This is a genomic window from Idiomarina tyrosinivorans (assembly GCF_003987475.1).
Lineage (GTDB): Bacteria > Pseudomonadota > Gammaproteobacteria > Enterobacterales > Alteromonadaceae > Idiomarina > Idiomarina tyrosinivorans.
The window spans coordinates 203014-218245 of sequence record NZ_PIQH01000001.1; the positions used below are offsets into that span (position 1 = coordinate 203014).

A 15232-nucleotide genomic window follows, 5' to 3' on the forward strand; every position below is an offset into this window, starting at 1 on the left:
ATGCCGGCGAGCGTGTTTTACTTTAAGCGTAAATTAGCCTTATTCTTTTCCAGCGTCCGCTGGCCTATTCCTTTCACCTCCAATAACTGTTCTAGCGAAGTAAATCCCCCTAGTTTTTCGCGCAGGGCGACGATTCGCTCAGCCTTTCTCAATCCGACACCGCGCATGGCAGCGGCTATAGCCTCAGGTGAAGCAGTGTTAATATCAATACTCTCGTCAACGGTTTGTTGTTGAGGAACAGTTGCAGCCTGAAGCGGCAGGACCACACTGCTACAGGTTAACGCAGCGGCTAAGGCCACGCTGGTAAGGTATTTGTTCACGGTCATCGCCATAGTTCACTCCAAAAAAAAGCGCTGCATCATTGCAGCGCTTGTGACTATAGTTTCCCGCTCTACTGTTGCGATGTTTTGTTACGATAATCCGCAAACTCTTCAATGTATTCGCGCTGTTGGAGTACGGCGAAATCGGGATCGGCGGTGACATGACTGCGGCTATCTGGCAGCATAATTGTTTGCGGTTGTTTGTTTGCATTCACCCGCACCACCTTGCCATCAATCCGAATATTAACCGGCATCGGGAATGGCGAGCTGGATTCGGTCTGCCAATATACCGTAAGTTGTTTACCATCGCGTTCAGTGACTAACTTTGGTAATGCCGCTTGGTACAAATAGGTATCAAAAAACCATTGGTAGTTTTTTCCGGTTTCCTCGTTAACCGCATCGATAAAACGTTGAGAATCAGCGAAGTACGGTTTGAAGTTTCCAGGTTTCGGATCGTCACGGTCATACACCAACTGCTTGGTTGCTGCGAAAAACGCTTGATCACCAATCAACTGCCGTAGCGTATGCAGAACCCAAGCCCCTTTTGCATAGATGTCCGAGCCTGGACCACGACCATTTTGATAAACGTCATCTTCTGTCATTGAATGGTTAGAGACCAAAGGATACTCATTGATCAAGCCCTGACGGAGCTTGTACATTTCTGCATCGTAAGCCATTTTGCCATGCAAATATTCACTGTAAAGCGGTTGCATATAGCTACCAAAGCCTTCGTGAAGCCACATATGATCCCAGTCGGTATTCGTGATCTGATTACCGAACCATTCATGCGCGAGCTCGTGTTGCATTAACCAGTCATAACCATATGGACCCTTTTTGTAACCGTTTCCGTAAGCATTGATGGTCTGGTGTTCCATCCCCAAATGAGGCGTTTCAACCACGCCCATCTTTTCTGCATGAAACGGATATGGACCGATCATGTCTTCAAAAAAGTTAAGCATTTCGGGAAACTCTTTATACAGCTCTTTTGCTTTTGCTTCGTTGCCCTCTAGGTAATAAAACACCATCGGGTAGTCGTTACCGTAACGGCTATGATAGGTCGATTTTAGGGTTTTATAGGGGCCGATATTCAGTGCAATCGCATAGGTATTGATAGGTTCATCTGTATGCCAAATGTAACGGCTCCAGTCACCATCCTGAACGACGTCTTGCAGCATGCCATTACTCGCAGCTACTAAGCCTTTTGGCACGGTAACGCGAATAGTGGCACTTTGCGGCTCTGCCATGGGATGATCGATACACGGCCAAATCAGATCGCAGCCTTCCCCTTGTACTGCCGTAGCAATCCAGGGTTTACCATCTTCGGTGTGGCTCCAAACAAAGCCGCCGTCCCACGGCGCTTTTTCTGCTACATGGGGAACGCCATGATAACTAATACCAAGCTTAACTGTGTCTCCTGCAGCGATGCTTTGCGGTAGGCTCGCTGTCACTTGCCCTTGCTGATGCGTAAATTGGCCAGTGGGCAATGCTTCACCATTAACGGTAACCCCATCCAGTTGGAACAGATCATCAAGATCAACGACCAGTTTTGAGCGCTGACGATCGGTTTTTAGGGTCAGCACGGTAGTACCAGAAACTGCCCGCTGCTCCGGCATCACCTTTAATGCGATATCTGCATCGACAATCGTAATGCCCTGCTGATCGGCACTTAAGGTACCACCTGAACTCATCGTATAGCTACGGTCTAACGCGTTGGAATCAGCCGCGCTAACTGCTGAGGGCGACGTTGAGCAGGCGCTTAATAACGCGACCGCAGTCGCAGATAGCGCAAAAGAAGCAAGGGATTTTGTCGGGCGTATTTTCATAGTCAGACACCTATTGTTATTAAGTGCCTTAACCTTCGAGAAAATTACGTAAGAATGCAATCATTTACACCACCACTTGCGACCAATAGACCGCAAGTGGCGATTGCTTGCGAGTTATTCAATACTCGCTAGAATTTGTTCAGCACTCTCGCGCGGATTGGGCGCTTGTGTGATGGGGCGGCCGATAACCATCGCATCAACGCCCCAACTGAGCGCCTGCTCTGGCGTAACCACACGTTTCTGGTCATCGTTACTGGTTCCTTGCGGACGAATACCAGGCGTCACTAACAAAAAGTCTTTGCCAAACCGTTGTTTCAAGGCTTGCGCTTCAAGTGCAGAACAGACTACCCCATCAAGCCCTGCTTTATGGGTGAGTTCAGTGAGAGCCATGACCTGCTCAGCAACCGCTAAGTTAATACCTAACTCGCGCAAATCGTCGTCTGAGCTACTGGTTAATACTGTGACCGCGATCAGTTTTGGAGCATTTTTGCCGTAGGGTTGCAGCGCTTGTTTCGCCGCTGTCATCATTGCACTGCCGCCACTGGCATGTACATTAACGATATCAACGCCTAGCTCAGCGGCCGCGGTAACGGCTTTGGCAACGGTGTTAGGAATATCATGAAATTTCAAATCGAGGAAAATCGAAAAGCCCTGCTTGATCCATTCGCGAATGGGTTCTGGACCATAGTAGGTGAAGAACTCTTTACCCACTTTTAACCCCACACCTAAACCTTGTAACTGCGTTGCCCATTGTTGTGCTTGGCTCAGGCTATCGGTATCTAACGCGACATAGACTTTAGTTAACGACATTTATTCTCCATCCAGTCCACTGATTGGTTTACTCGTTGCCCAGGCCTTACAGGATGGGCAATGCCAATATAAGGTTTGTGCTGAAAAACCACATTGCCGGCACTTGTATTTCGGCCGTTGCTTAATTTGCTGTTCGACCATAAATTGCAGCATCACCAAGCTGTCTCGCGCGCGCCCAACATCTGCTGCACGAATATGAAAATCCATCAGTTGATGGAAGCCGCGCATGGTTGGATGCTTGCGTAGGGTTTGCTCAATAAATTGCTCAGCAGCCTCTACCCCATTCTCTTCGGCAATAAGCTCCGACAGCATAATTGCGGCAGAACTAGAGCCAGCATACTGAAGGCACTCGTGCAAAAATGTGACTAAGCCGGCGCGGTCACCTAAATAGTCAAAGGATTCTTTTATTAATGGTAAGGCTTCAGCAATAAAATCGGCATCTTGATGCAAGATCGGCAGTAACCGTTTAAGCGCTTTTTGGTACTGCTGTTGCGCAAATAACGCATGCCCAAGCGCCAGAGAGGCTCTGACACATTGAGAGTCGTGGTCGAGCGCCTTCAGGTAAAATTTAGTCGTGGATTGTTCATCGTTCTGTTGTTCGGCCAGTTCGCAGTACAACTGCGCAACCACACGATGCACCGATTTATCGTTTCGGCTAAGACGCAGCGCCACTTTAATGGCCTTGTCCCACTCGTGGGTAGCCTCATAGATTTCAAGTAAATGGCCACGGCTGGCTTGCTGAAAGTCTTTATGTTGCTGTAATTCGGTAAACATTTGTTCAGCACGGTCGTAAAGCCCTGCTGAAAGATAATCTTGGCCTAATTCGTACATGGCCATGCGCCGATCAGACTCTTCTAAACTCGGGCGGGAGGTGAGGTTCTGATGAATTTTAATGGCGCGTTCAATTTCCCCACGGCGGCGGAACAATTTGCCGAGCGCCCAGTGGGTCTCTAGCGTTTCGGAGTCTACATCGAGTAACTCCACGAACAAATCGACGGCTTTATCCGGTTGGTCCGAAAGCAGTAAATTAAGTCCGGTAACATACTGTTGTGAAAATTTCTGTTGCTCGCGTCGCCCTTCACTGCGGACACTGTTGCGACCCATAAACCAGCCATAAGCTGCGGCAACAGGAAGTAACAGGAACAACAGTTCTAACATGCGCTATCCGTTGAGTCTTTTTGCAGACGCTGGAGTTTTTTCTCAGCCCGCGACGCTTTAATGCGCCATTTCCAGTTCGATAACAGCATCATCAGCAAACCTAAACCAATACCAATGGCTAAAAAATAGGCCATTAGCTCAGCGACAGTGAGTTGCTTCTGAACGAAAAGTAGATTTACGGTGACCGATTGGGGGTTATTTGCACCAAAAGCGATGGCAAATAAAAGCACCGTAATGATGGGTAGTAAAATCAGCAAACGCTTAAGCATCACAGTCCTTGCAGCCCTAAAATAAAAAACGGCCTGCCAGTATAGCACGCCGTTTTCCTATCCATTGACTAATTTTGACCGCCGTTATCCACGCGTTCTCTAAGTGCCTTGCCGGCTTTAAAGTGCGGAACGTATTTCCCTTGCAACGACACTTTAGCGCCGGTCTTAGGATTACGCCCCACTCGTGGTGCACGGTAATGAAGTGAGAAGCTACCGAAGCCTCGGATTTCGATACGGTCTCCCGAACTGAGAGTCTGTACCATTTGCTCCAAAACATCTTTTACAGCAGCTTCCACTTCACGAGGGGGAAGGTGCTCAAACTTCAGTGCTAATCGCTCAATCAACTCTGACTTGGTCATCGCCCTTTTCCCTCCTCACAATATCCAGCTGGATATTGTTTTACTATTAGTCGTCTGACTTCGCTGCTTTGAAAGCGTCAGCCATTGCGCTGTTAATACCAGCTTTTTCTTGCTGCTTATTAACTTGTTCAACGGCTTCTTTCTCTTCAACTTCGTCTTTCGCACGAATTGACAGGCTCAACGTACGGTTTTTACGATCCACACCCATGAAGCGCGCTTCAACGTTATCACCAACGCTTAACTCTGTGCTTGCGTCTTCAACACGCTCGCGTGCGATGTCTGCTGCACGGATGTAGCCTTCAACGCTGTCCGCCAATTCAACTTTAGCACCTTTAGCGTCAACTTCGGTAACTTTACCGTTAACGATAGCACCTTTTTTGTTTGCCGCTAGGTAATTGTTGAATGGGTCTTCTTCAAGCTGCTTGATGCCTAAAGAAATGCGCTCGCGCTCTGCGTCGACTTGCAATACAACGGCAGTAACTTCTTCGCCTTTTTTGTATTCGCGAACCGCTTCTTCACCGCTAACATTCCAGTCGATGTCAGACAAGTGAACGAGGCCGTCGATGCCGCCGTCAAGACCGATGAAGATACCGAAGTCAGTAATAGACTTGATCTTACCAGAGACTTGTTCACCTTTGTTGTGGTTCTTCGCGAACTCTTCCCAAGGGTTCGGTTTGCACTGTTTAAGGCCAAGAGAAATACGACGACGCTCTTCGTCGATTTCCAATACCATAACTTCAACAGTGTCATCCAAGTTAACCACTTTAGATGGGTGAACGTTTTTGTTGGTCCAATCCATTTCAGATACGTGAACCAAACCTTCAACGCCTTCTTCGATTTCTACGAAGCAGCCGTAGTCAGTCAGGTTGGTTACGCGGCCAGTAAGACGTGTGCCTTCTGGGTAACGGTTAGCGATATCTGCCCATGGATCTTCACCCAACTGCTTAAGGCCAAGTGATACACGAGTACGCTCGCGGTCAAACTTAAGAACCTTAACCAAGATTTCGTCACCAACATTAACGATTTCGCTTGGGTGCTTAACGCGTTTCCAAGCCATGTCAGTGATATGCAGAAGACCGTCAACGCCGCCCAAGTCAACGAACGCGCCATAATCAGTAAGGTTCTTAACGATACCTTTAACTTCTTGGCCTTCTTGCAAGTTCTCAAGCAATTCTTCGCGCTCGGCACTGTTTTCTTTCTCGATAACAGCACGGCGAGAAACCACAACGTTGTTACGTTTCTGGTCAAGCTTGATCACTTTGAATTCTAAGTCTTTGTTTTCCAGGTGAGCCGTTTCACGTACTGGACGCACGTCAACTAATGAACCTGGTAAGAATGCACGCACACCGCCTAAGTCGACAGTGAAACCGCCTTTGACCTTACCGCTGATAATACCGGTAACCGTCGCATCATCTTCGTAAGCTTTTTCCAGCTGCAGCCATGCTTCGTAGCGTTTCGCTTTTTCGCGAGATAAGATCGTTTCACCGAAACCATCTTCAACAGCGTCAAGTGCTACGTCGATCTCATCGCCAACGGCAATTTCAACTTCGCCTTCCGCATTACGGAACTGGTCAGCAGGAATTGCGCTTTCAGATTTCAGGCCTGCGTCGACTAAAACAATGTCTTTCTGGATAGCAACGACAGTACCTTTAACGATTGAGCCCGGGCGAGTTTCGATCTCTTTTAGGCTTTCTTCAAACAGCTGTGCAAAATTTTCTGACATAGTAAATTTACTTCACTTTTAATGACGTCCACCAAACAATCCTGTTTTAGCGGGGTTATTTAAATTATCCACTTGCATCCTTGCAGCAGATCCCTAAATAAGATGACAGACGTGTAACCGCCACTCACCTACTTAGTTTGAGACAATTTGCTATGCGCAAATGTCATTACCTGTTCCAAAACCTCTGCAATCGGCATTGCCGTTGAGTCAACGGTCAAAGCATCCTCTGCGGGTTTTAATGGCGCCACGCTGCGATTCATGTCGCGATCGTCACGCTCTTTGATTTCGTTTATTAATTGTTCAATATTAGCATCAAATCCAGCGCCCTTCAATTGCTCAAAACGCCGTCTGGCGCGTTCTTCAGCACTGGCAGTTAAAAATATCTTAGCATCGGCATCTTTGAACACCACCGTACCCATATCGCGACCGTCCGCAATCAATCCCGGAAGCTCGCGAAAGCCGCGCTGGCGGCGCAATAGCGCTTCCCTTACTCGCGGCAGCGCAGCGACTTTAGAGGCCATATTACCCACCTGTTCAGTGCGAATGGTCATGGTGACATCTTCGCCCTCAAGAATAATATGCGTTAGCGCATTGTCTTCTTCGGTCACAAACTTCACATCGAGGTGGGCTGCTAACGCCACCAAACTTTCCTCGTTATCCGGGGTAAAGTCGTGGTGAATCGCTGCCAATGCCAAAACGCGATAAATCGCGCCACTGTCTAACAAGTGCCAGCCAAGCTTGTCTGCCAATAATCGGCTTATCGTGCCTTTGCCCGAACCACTGGGTCCATCAATGGTGATCACAGGAATATGGCTTGTCATAACATCCTCTAGGTTGCACTGCAGACGCAGTCATTCGGCGCGCAATTATACGCACTTGTAAAAAAATTGCATCATTGATCAGGAATTGCGCAACACCGTAACGTCAGTTAATGACAAAGACGTGAAAACTCGGCAAAAAAGTGAGGATAGGTTTTAGCAACACAATCAGGGTCTTCGATGGTGACGCTAGCGGGCGAAAATGCGCAAAGTGCAAAACACATCGCCATGCGGTGATCATCGTAGGTCGCAATGCTGGCGTCCTGCCACTGCGTTGGCGGTGTAATACAGATACTCGAGCGGGTGGTGGTGACCTGCGCACCCAGCTTCGTCAATTCATTCGCCATTGCGCTAAGTCGGTCAGTTTCCTTCACCCGCCAGTTAGCCACACCGTAAATTTCGCTAACGCCATTAGCAAACAATGCCAGCGGCGCAAATGTCATTGCGGCATCTGGAATATCGGTGCCATCATGCTGCATCACGGGTAACGGCAGCTTTGCATCGCGGCTGACAATCAGCGATTGATGCCGATATTCAATGTTTGCCCCCATTTGTTCAGCGATAGCGGCAAAGGCGATATCGCCTTGTATACTGTGCTTACCGACACCAACAATTTCTAGCGGACCGCCACCCAGCATAGCCGCCGCAATCCAATACGAGGCTGCACTTGCGTCGCCCTCTACCCATACTTCATCGGCCGCACGATACTGCTGTCCGCCAGGAATATGAAATTCGGCATCGTTGATTTCATTAATGGTAATACCAAACTCTGCAAGCAGCTTACAGGTGAGCGTAATGTATGGCCGAGAAACAATTTCCCCGGTAAGTTGAAGGACTGAATCTTGCGCAAGCAGTGGCAACGCCATCAGCATGGCCGAAATGTATTGGCTGGAAACATTACCTTTGATGGTGAAATGGCCACTTTGCAGCCCACCTTTTACCGTCAACGGCGGAAATCCTGCCTCACCTTGATAGCTGATAGCGGCATTTCCTTGCTCCAAACAGTCGACTAAATCTGCAATTGGGCGCTGTTGCATGCGCGGATTGCCGGTGAGCTGATACTCCTGCTGCGCTGTTGCGCTCAAAACGGCTAACAGAGGTCTCATGGCGGTGCCGGCATTACCTAAGTCTAGTGTCGCAGACGCTTGCGTCCAGCGACCGCCGTTGCCATGAACAACAACGCTATCTTGTTGCTTCTCGAGCCTAACCCCCAACGCGGTTAACGCCTCCATCATCCGCGCCGTATCATCACTGAACAACATATTCTGCAATGTCACTGGCCGCTGGCATAACGCCGCCATTAGCAACGCTCGGTTAGCGATACTTTTTGAGCCAGGTAGAACGACTTTGCCCTCGGCTTTTGACACCGAGGGCAATAGATAAGATGAACTCGACAAGCGCTAGCCTCGAAGTTTTTTCATGGCCTGAATGAAGGCGTCATTTTCTTCTGGCAGGCCGATACTGACACGCAAATGACGTGGCAATTGATAGCCTGCTACTGGGCGCACGATCACACCTTCGTGTAGCAGTTGCTGATAAAGCTCAGCGGCATCATCGCCCACTTCAATGGTCAAGAAGTTGCCGTATGAAGGAATGTAATTCAGTCCCTGCTGTTCGCAAAATTCGGTCAACTGCTGCATACCTTGGCGATTGATTTCGACCGAACGCTGAATATAATCATGGTCGTCTAACACCACTTCTGCCGCTTTCAACGACAATGAATTCATATTGAAAGGCTGGCGAATGCGGTTCATCAAGTCCGCAACATCAACATGCGAGACCGCATAACCGGCGCGCAATCCAGCCAGGCCATAAGCTTTTGAGAACGTCCGGCTAACCACTAAATTAGAGTGTTCAGCAACCCAATCCGTCGACGGCGCGCGCTCCGCTTCCGGAACATACTCGTAATAAGCCTCATCAAGCACCACGATCACATGTTCAGGCACTTTTTCCACAAACGCTTTTAGCTCCGCGGTGGTCAAAAAGGTGCCAGTGGGATTGTTCGGGTTAGCAATAAATACCATCCGCGTTTTTTCGTTAATCGCCGCCAGCATGGCATCTAAGTCGTGGCCATAGTCTTTCGCTGGAACCGCCACCGGTGTCGCACCAATTGCCTGGGTCACTAACGGATAAACCACGAAAGCGTGTTGTGAGAACACCACTTGGTGTTCTGGACCAACGAACGTACGAGCCAGAATCTCTAGTACGTCATTTGAGCCATTACCCAAAGTAATTTGCTTGATGTCTACGCCATGCAATTCTGCTAACCGTGACTTTAAGTAATAACCGTTGGCATCAGGATAGCGCGGTAAATCGGCCAATTCCGCAGCCAACGCTTGCTTTACTTTACTGCTGAGCCCTAGCGGGTTTTCATTAGACGCCAGCTTAACCACTTTGGTTAAACCAAGTTCACGTTGCAATTCGGTTACTGGCTTTCCTGCTTGATACGGCTGCAATTGTCGAACACCTGGGTTCGCCAATTCGGAAGCATTGAAAGTACTCATAGCGGTTACATCCTTCGGTCTTATTATTTCTGTGATCGGGTATCGTTTTGTTAACCGTTTGCCCGTTCAAACGTTTTCATGAAATCGATTAACGCCTCTACTCCAGCAACTGGCATTGCGTTATAGATACTGGCGCGCATACCGCCGACAAAGCGGTGGCCTTTTAGCCCGACCAAACCCGCTTCGCGAGCTTCGCGTAAAAACCGTTCGTCTAGGCTATCGTCGACGAGCTGAAAGGGTACATTCATTATCGAACGATAGTCAGTATGCACGTGGTTATGGTAGAACTCGCTACTGTCAATAAAGCCATACAATAGCGCCGCTTTATGGCGGTTTTGCTGCCCCATGGCAGCCAAACCACCCTGCGCTTTAAGCCACTCAAACACCAGCCCCGACAAATACCAAGCAAAGGTGTTCGGCGTGTTATACATCGAGTGGTCTTTCGCCTGAATGGCGTAATCCATAATCGAGCAGAGCGAGGATTGCGGCTGACCTAACAGCGATTGCTTGACGATGGCAATCGCAAAGCCTGATGGTCCGATGTTCTTCTGCGCACCCGCGTAAATAACACCAAATTTTGATACATCAAGCGGCTCAGACAGAATATTCGACGACATATCGGCAACAATGGGTGCATTAACCTCTGGGATTTGATGCAATGCAATGCCATCAACGGTTTCATTCGGGCAATAATGGAAGTAAGCCGCGTTATCGCTTAATTGCCATTGCTCAGGCAGCATAATGGCTTTGCCGCCGGCACGTTGCTCGGTAGAACCGACAACATTCACCTTGCCAACGAATTTTTTCGCTTCCCGAATCGCATAACCTGACCAAATGCCGGTATCAAGATAGTCTACCGTGGCTTCCGGACCAGCAATATTTTGCGGTACGGCAGAAAACTGCCCGCGACCACCACCCTGCAGAAACAGCACATGGTAATCGTCTGGCACCGCCATCAAATCCCGTAAATCCTGCTCTGCTTGTTGCGCGATGCGAACATACTCGGGGTCTCGGTGACTGATTTCCATCACCGATAACCCCAAGCCATTCCACTCTAGCAGTTCTTGCTGGGCGCGTTTCAACACCTCTTCAGGTAATGTTGCAGGCCCGGCAGAGAAGTTGAAAACGCGGCTCATTATGCTTCGTCACCCTCTGTTGGAGTCTCATCGCTCGCTGCTGCTGGGGTTTCTTCGCCCTCAGCCAATTCAGCGAGTTCCTCTTCATCATCGATTTCGTCAATCCGCTGCAAGCCGACAACCAGTTCGTCATCGCCGGTGCGAATTAAGCGCACGCCTTGGGTATTACGACCAACCACCGACACCTCGTTAACACGAGTTCGAACTAACGTGCCTTTGTTACTGATGAGCATAATTTGGTTGTCGTCGATCACTTCCATCGCGCCAACCACTGCACCGTTACGCTCGCTCACTTTAATCGACACAACCCCTTTGGTTGCCCGACTTTTCGCTGGGTAATCTTCGATTGGCGTACGTTTACCAAAGCCATTTTCGGTGACGGTAAGAATAGCTGCTGACTGACCGTCTTCGTACTCACGTGGCACAATCAGCGATACGACATGTTGCTCTGGCTCCATGCGGATACCACGAACCCCCGTTGCCGTACGTCCCATTGAACGCACTTGTGACTCATCAAAACGGACCACTTTACCGGCATCAGAAAACAACATGATTTCACTTTCACCGTTGGTGATATCCACGCCAATAAGCTCATCGCCTTCGACCAGGTTCAAGGCGATAATACCGCCGTTACGTGGCCGCGAATATTCCGTGAGCGGGGTTTTCTTAACCGTACCGTTGCGAGTCGCCATGATCACAAACTTATCTTCTGGGTAGTCACGGGTTGGCAAAATGGCGGTAATTCGCTCTTCCGCCTCTAGCGGCAACAAGTTAACAATTGGTTTACCGCGTGCGGTGCGTGTAGCTAACGGCAATTGGTAAACCTTCATCCAATAAATTCGACCACGGGTCGAGAAGCACAAGATGGTATCGTGGGTATTGGCCACCCATAACCGTTCAACGAAGTCTTCATCTTTCATTCGCGTTGCGGCTTTACCTTTACCGCCGCGGCGCTGCGCTTCGTATTCGGTTAACGGTTGATACTTCACGTAACCTTCGTGCGACAGCGTCACCACAACGTCTTCTTCGTTAATCAAGTCTTCCATGCTGATGTCGTGCGCCGCAGCGGTAATTTCAGTACGTCGGGCATCACCGAACTCGTCGCGAACCGCTTCGAGTTCTTCACGAATCACTTCCATCAAACGCTCAGAGCTGCGCAAAATATGGAGTAGCTCTTCAATTTGTTCGAGCAACGATTTGTATTCGTCCAAAATCTTTTCGTGCTCTAGACCGGTCAGTTTGTGCAACCGTAAGTCCAAAATCGCTTGCGCTTGGTCGTCGGTTAAGCGGTATTCTTCGCCGTGGATACCATACTCTTCTGGCAGGTGGTCAGGTCGCGCTGCGTCTGAACCGGCACGCTCTAGCATTGCTGCGACTGCGCCCAGTTTCCAAACTTGCGATACTAAACCGGCTTTCGCTTCTGCCGGCGTAGGTGAACGCCGTATCAGCTCGATCACCTCGTCAATATTAGCCAGCGCGATCGCCAAACCTTCTAGAATGTGCGCTCGCTCACGCGCTTTGCGTAATTCGTAGACTGAACGGCGGGTAACAACTTCACGACGATGCAGAATAAAGGCATCGAGCATGTCACGCAGGTTAAACAAACGTGGCTGGTTTTTGTCCAGCGCCACCATGTTCATACCAAACACAACCTGCATCTGGGTATTCGCATACAAGTGGTTCAATACCACTTCAGCAACGTCACCACGACGAATTTCGATAACGATACGCATACCGTCTTTATCAGATTCGTCACGTAGCCCGGAAATCCCCTCAATGCGTTTGTCTTTAACCAACTCTGCAATCTTTTCAATGAGTTTGGCTTTATTCACTTGGTAAGGTATTTCGGTCACGATAATCGATTCGCGACCGGATTTTTCGTCAACTTCAACCTCAGCTTTGGCACGCAGGTGAATACGCCCACGCCCGGTTTTATAAGCCTCGATGATGCCGGCGCGGCCTGAAATCGACGCCGCTGTAGGGAAATCTGGCCCCGGAATATACTCCATCAGTTCATCGACGGTAATTTCCGGATTTTCGATCATGGCCAACGAGCCATTGATGACTTCAGTCAGGTTATGTGGCGGAATATTCGTCGCCATACCCACCGCAATACCGGACGAACCGTTGACTAATAAGTTTGGAATACGAGTCGGCAGAACATCAGGAATGCGTTCAGTACCGTCGTAGTTATCAACAAAATCGACCGTTTCTTTATCTAAATCGGCAAGTAAGCGATGGGCAATTTTGGCCATCCGAATTTCGGTATAACGCATGGCCGCGGCAGAGTCACCATCGACAGACCCAAAGTTACCTTGGCCGTCTACCAGCATGTAACGCAGTGAGAATGGCTGAGCCATACGAACGATAGTGTCGTATACCGCACTGTCACCGTGAGGGTGATATTTACCGATAACGTCACCAACCACACGCGCGGATTTTTTATATGGCTTATTGAAGTCGTTGCGGAGTTCGTTCATCGCGAACAAAACGCGACGGTGAACTGGCTTCAAACCATCGCGAACATCGGGCAAGGCCCGCCCTACGATTACGCTCATGGCATAATCAAGGTAAGAACTTTTCAGCTCGTCTTCGATATTTACCGGTACTACTTCTCTGGCAAGATCGCTCATATGATTGTCCCTAAAAGATCTGCGAGTTCGTTGTTATTTTAATTCTGCCATTGTAACCATACCTGACCCGCCACGCACCCTCTTTTTCTTTTTTGGGTGGTCAGGTAGACTGACCGCCCCCTGCGGCAAAATCAGAGAGCATCGAGGCCATGACATCAGAGCACACCAACAACGTTGATCCAAAGGAAATTGAGAAGTTTTCCGCAATCGCTTCGCGGTGGTGGGATACCGAAGGTGAGTTTGCTCCTTTGCACAAAATTAATCCGCTCCGGACACAGTTTATCCAGGAGCAAAGCCACGGGTTGTTTGGTAAAAAGGTGCTTGATGTTGGCTGTGGTGGAGGCCTGTTGGCGGAGGCCATGGCCAAACACAAAGCGGATGTCACCGCCATCGATTTGGCACAAGACTCGCTGCAGGTTGCCAAACTTCACGCCCTCGAGTCTGGGTTAACCATAGACTATCAATGCATCGCCGTAGAACAGTTAGCACAGCAACAGGCGGGACAGTTTGACGTCGTCACCTGTTTGGAAATGCTTGAGCACGTTCCCGATCCGCAAGCTATCGTCGCGGCGTGTGGGCAGTTGCTAAAACCCGGTGGTGTCGCCATTTTCTCGACGTTGAATCGCAATCCGAAATCTTGGTTACTGGGCATCGTAGCCGCAGAGTATATTCTGCAGTGGGTTCCCAAAGGAACACATCAACATCAACGTTTCATTAAGCCGTCAGAGCTACTGCGTTGGACCGATGCGGCAGGATTGCATGCCAAAGCCATGAACGGTTTAACCTACAACCCTTGGGGTGGTTTCGCACTGCATCCGACAGATGTTGATGTCAATTACATCGTCGCGCTGGAAAAACGCTAATGATAGAAACCACAGATAAGCCGCAAGCGGTATTATTCGACCTTGATGGTACGTTGTTAGATACCGCGCCAGATTTGGGCGCTGCGCTTAATCAGGTGTTACGCGACCACGGCCAAGCAGAAGTAGCGGAGCAGCATTACACGCCGTTAGCTTCGCACGGCGCCAAAGGACTTTTACAACTGGGCTTCGGCGAGTTTTACCACGCCAATCAACAAGCCCTTCGGAAGGCTTTTTTGGCCGCGTACCAAAACAATATTGCCCAGCATACCCGGCTCTACGACGGTGTAGAGGAAGTACTGAACGGGCTTGCTGAACGCCGTATTAAGGTCGCCATTGTCACTAACAAGCCGGCATTTCTCACGGAACAACTACTGCCCTACTTTGCTTCGCTCGCGACTATCGACGTTGTGGTAAGCGGCGATACCCTTGCTGAAGCCAAACCATCGCCAGCGCCTTTGCTCTATGCTGCTGAACAATTGGGTGTTGATGCCAAACAGTGTTGGTATGTTGGCGATGCCGAACGTGATATGCAGGCAGGCAAGGCAGCCGACATGCGAACCGCCTTGGCTGAGTACGGCTATATTTTACCCGCGGAGCAGCCCGAAAAGTGGCTAGCCGACCACCGCTTAAAACACCCAACCGAATTACTGGCGTTGCTTTAAGCGACAAGTTCAAGCGCTATCAGTGAATCGCTGCTGCAATCTTTAGACCACAAGATATAGTGGTCTTTAGCAAAACACAGTCGCACCCCTTGTGTTTTGGGCGTTAGATTATTCTCCTTTAAACAGCCTTTTTAATCGAAAAAAATATTATTAA

14 protein-coding genes are annotated in these 15232 nt (G+C 49.3%); 2 read left to right on the forward strand and 12 right to left on the reverse strand.

Annotated elements, in window-relative coordinates; all coding sequences use genetic code 11:
- Positions 1 to 17: 17 nt before the first annotated feature.
- From CWI84_RS00990 to gyrA, 12 genes are all read right to left on the reverse strand, one after another.
- On the reverse strand, positions 18 to 332 hold the full coding sequence (locus CWI84_RS00990) for a ComEA family DNA-binding protein (protein ID WP_198674462.1): 315 nt from the start codon (positions 330 to 332) through the stop codon (positions 18 to 20).
- 59 nt (positions 333 to 391) lie between these two features.
- A complete protein-coding gene (locus CWI84_RS00995; protein WP_126840709.1) occupies positions 392 to 2143 on the reverse strand; it encodes a M1 family metallopeptidase in 1752 nt (583 codons plus the stop codon).
- A 114-nt stretch (positions 2144 to 2257) separates the two neighbouring features.
- Positions 2258 to 2953 (reverse strand): orotidine-5'-phosphate decarboxylase, encoded by a 696-nt coding sequence (gene pyrF / locus CWI84_RS01000; protein WP_126840710.1) that lies wholly within the window; start codon positions 2951 to 2953, stop codon positions 2258 to 2260.
- Complete coding sequence (gene lapB, locus CWI84_RS01005; RefSeq protein ID WP_126840711.1) at positions 2954 to 4111, reverse strand: lipopolysaccharide assembly protein LapB; 1158 nt, start codon at positions 4109 to 4111, stop codon at positions 2954 to 2956.
- Complete coding sequence (locus CWI84_RS01010; protein WP_126840712.1) at positions 4105 to 4380, reverse strand: lipopolysaccharide assembly protein LapA domain-containing protein; 276 nt, start codon at positions 4378 to 4380, stop codon at positions 4105 to 4107. Before CWI84_RS01010 ends, lapB begins: the two co-directional genes overlap by 7 nt.
- A gap of 68 nt (positions 4381 to 4448) precedes the next feature.
- A complete protein-coding gene (locus CWI84_RS01015) occupies positions 4449 to 4739 on the reverse strand; it encodes an integration host factor subunit beta (RefSeq protein WP_126840713.1) in 291 nt (96 codons plus the stop codon).
- A 46-nt stretch (positions 4740 to 4785) separates the two neighbouring features.
- On the reverse strand, positions 4786 to 6462 hold the full coding sequence (gene rpsA, locus CWI84_RS01020; protein WP_126840714.1) for a 30S ribosomal protein S1: 1677 nt from the start codon (positions 6460 to 6462) through the stop codon (positions 4786 to 4788).
- 128 nt (positions 6463 to 6590) lie between these two features.
- Complete coding sequence (cmk, locus tag CWI84_RS01025) at positions 6591 to 7283, reverse strand: (d)CMP kinase (RefSeq protein WP_126840715.1); 693 nt, start codon at positions 7281 to 7283, stop codon at positions 6591 to 6593.
- A gap of 107 nt (positions 7284 to 7390) precedes the next feature.
- Positions 7391 to 8677: a 3-phosphoshikimate 1-carboxyvinyltransferase gene (aroA, locus tag CWI84_RS01030; RefSeq protein WP_241968694.1), complete on the reverse strand. Its 1287-nt coding sequence runs from the start codon at positions 8675 to 8677 to the stop codon at positions 7391 to 7393.
- A 3-nt stretch (positions 8678 to 8680) separates the two neighbouring features.
- A complete protein-coding gene (hisC, locus tag CWI84_RS01035) occupies positions 8681 to 9784 on the reverse strand; it encodes a histidinol-phosphate transaminase (RefSeq protein ID WP_126840716.1) in 1104 nt (367 codons plus the stop codon).
- A gap of 50 nt (positions 9785 to 9834) precedes the next feature.
- On the reverse strand, positions 9835 to 10920 hold the full coding sequence (gene serC, locus CWI84_RS01040) for a 3-phosphoserine/phosphohydroxythreonine transaminase (protein ID WP_126840717.1): 1086 nt from the start codon (positions 10918 to 10920) through the stop codon (positions 9835 to 9837).
- A complete protein-coding gene (gene gyrA, locus CWI84_RS01045; RefSeq protein WP_126840718.1) occupies positions 10920 to 13553 on the reverse strand; it encodes a DNA gyrase subunit A in 2634 nt (877 codons plus the stop codon). Before gyrA ends, serC begins: the two co-directional genes overlap by 1 nt.
- Positions 13554 to 13702: 149 nt before the next feature.
- Between gyrA and ubiG the strand changes: the two genes are divergently transcribed.
- Positions 13703 to 14416, forward strand: a complete 714-nt coding sequence (ubiG, locus tag CWI84_RS01050; RefSeq protein ID WP_126840719.1) for a bifunctional 2-polyprenyl-6-hydroxyphenol methylase/3-demethylubiquinol 3-O-methyltransferase UbiG — start codon at positions 13703 to 13705, stop codon at positions 14414 to 14416.
- On the forward strand, positions 14416 to 15078 hold the full coding sequence (gene gph / locus CWI84_RS01055) for a phosphoglycolate phosphatase (protein WP_126840720.1): 663 nt from the start codon (positions 14416 to 14418) through the stop codon (positions 15076 to 15078). The genes ubiG and gph overlap by 1 nt, the downstream gene beginning before the upstream one ends.
- Positions 15079 to 15232: the final 154 nt, after the last annotated feature.

Excerpts from the sequence above, each read along its gene's own strand:
- ubiG (WP_126840719.1), top strand. The coding sequence starts at position 13,703 with ATGACATCAGAGCACACCAACAACGTTGATCCAAAGGAAATTGAGAAG.
- serC (WP_126840717.1), bottom strand. The coding sequence starts at position 10,920 with ATGAGCCGCGTTTTCAACTTCTCTGCCGGGCCTGCAACATTACCTGAA.
- pyrF (WP_126840710.1), bottom strand. The coding sequence starts at position 2,953 with ATGTCGTTAACTAAAGTCTATGTCGCGTTAGATACCGATAGCCTGAGC.
- gyrA (WP_126840718.1), bottom strand. The coding sequence starts at position 13,553 with ATGAGCGATCTTGCCAGAGAAGTAGTACCGGTAAATATCGAAGACGAG.
- hisC (WP_126840716.1), bottom strand. The coding sequence starts at position 9,784 with ATGAGTACTTTCAATGCTTCCGAATTGGCGAACCCAGGTGTTCGACAA.
- rpsA (WP_126840714.1), bottom strand. The coding sequence starts at position 6,462 with ATGTCAGAAAATTTTGCACAGCTGTTTGAAGAAAGCCTAAAAGAGATC.
- CWI84_RS01010 (WP_126840712.1), bottom strand. The coding sequence starts at position 4,380 with ATGCTTAAGCGTTTGCTGATTTTACTACCCATCATTACGGTGCTTTTA.
- CWI84_RS00995 (WP_126840709.1), bottom strand. The coding sequence starts at position 2,143 with ATGAAAATACGCCCGACAAAATCCCTTGCTTCTTTTGCGCTATCTGCG.
- gph (WP_126840720.1), top strand. The coding sequence starts at position 14,416 with ATGATAGAAACCACAGATAAGCCGCAAGCGGTATTATTCGACCTTGAT.
- cmk (WP_126840715.1), bottom strand. The coding sequence starts at position 7,283 with ATGACAAGCCATATTCCTGTGATCACCATTGATGGACCCAGTGGTTCG.
- CWI84_RS01015 (WP_126840713.1), bottom strand. The coding sequence starts at position 4,739 with ATGACCAAGTCAGAGTTGATTGAGCGATTAGCACTGAAGTTTGAGCAC.
- lapB (WP_126840711.1), bottom strand. The coding sequence starts at position 4,111 with ATGTTAGAACTGTTGTTCCTGTTACTTCCTGTTGCCGCAGCTTATGGC.
- CWI84_RS00990 (WP_198674462.1), bottom strand. The coding sequence starts at position 332 with ATGGCGATGACCGTGAACAAATACCTTACCAGCGTGGCCTTAGCCGCT.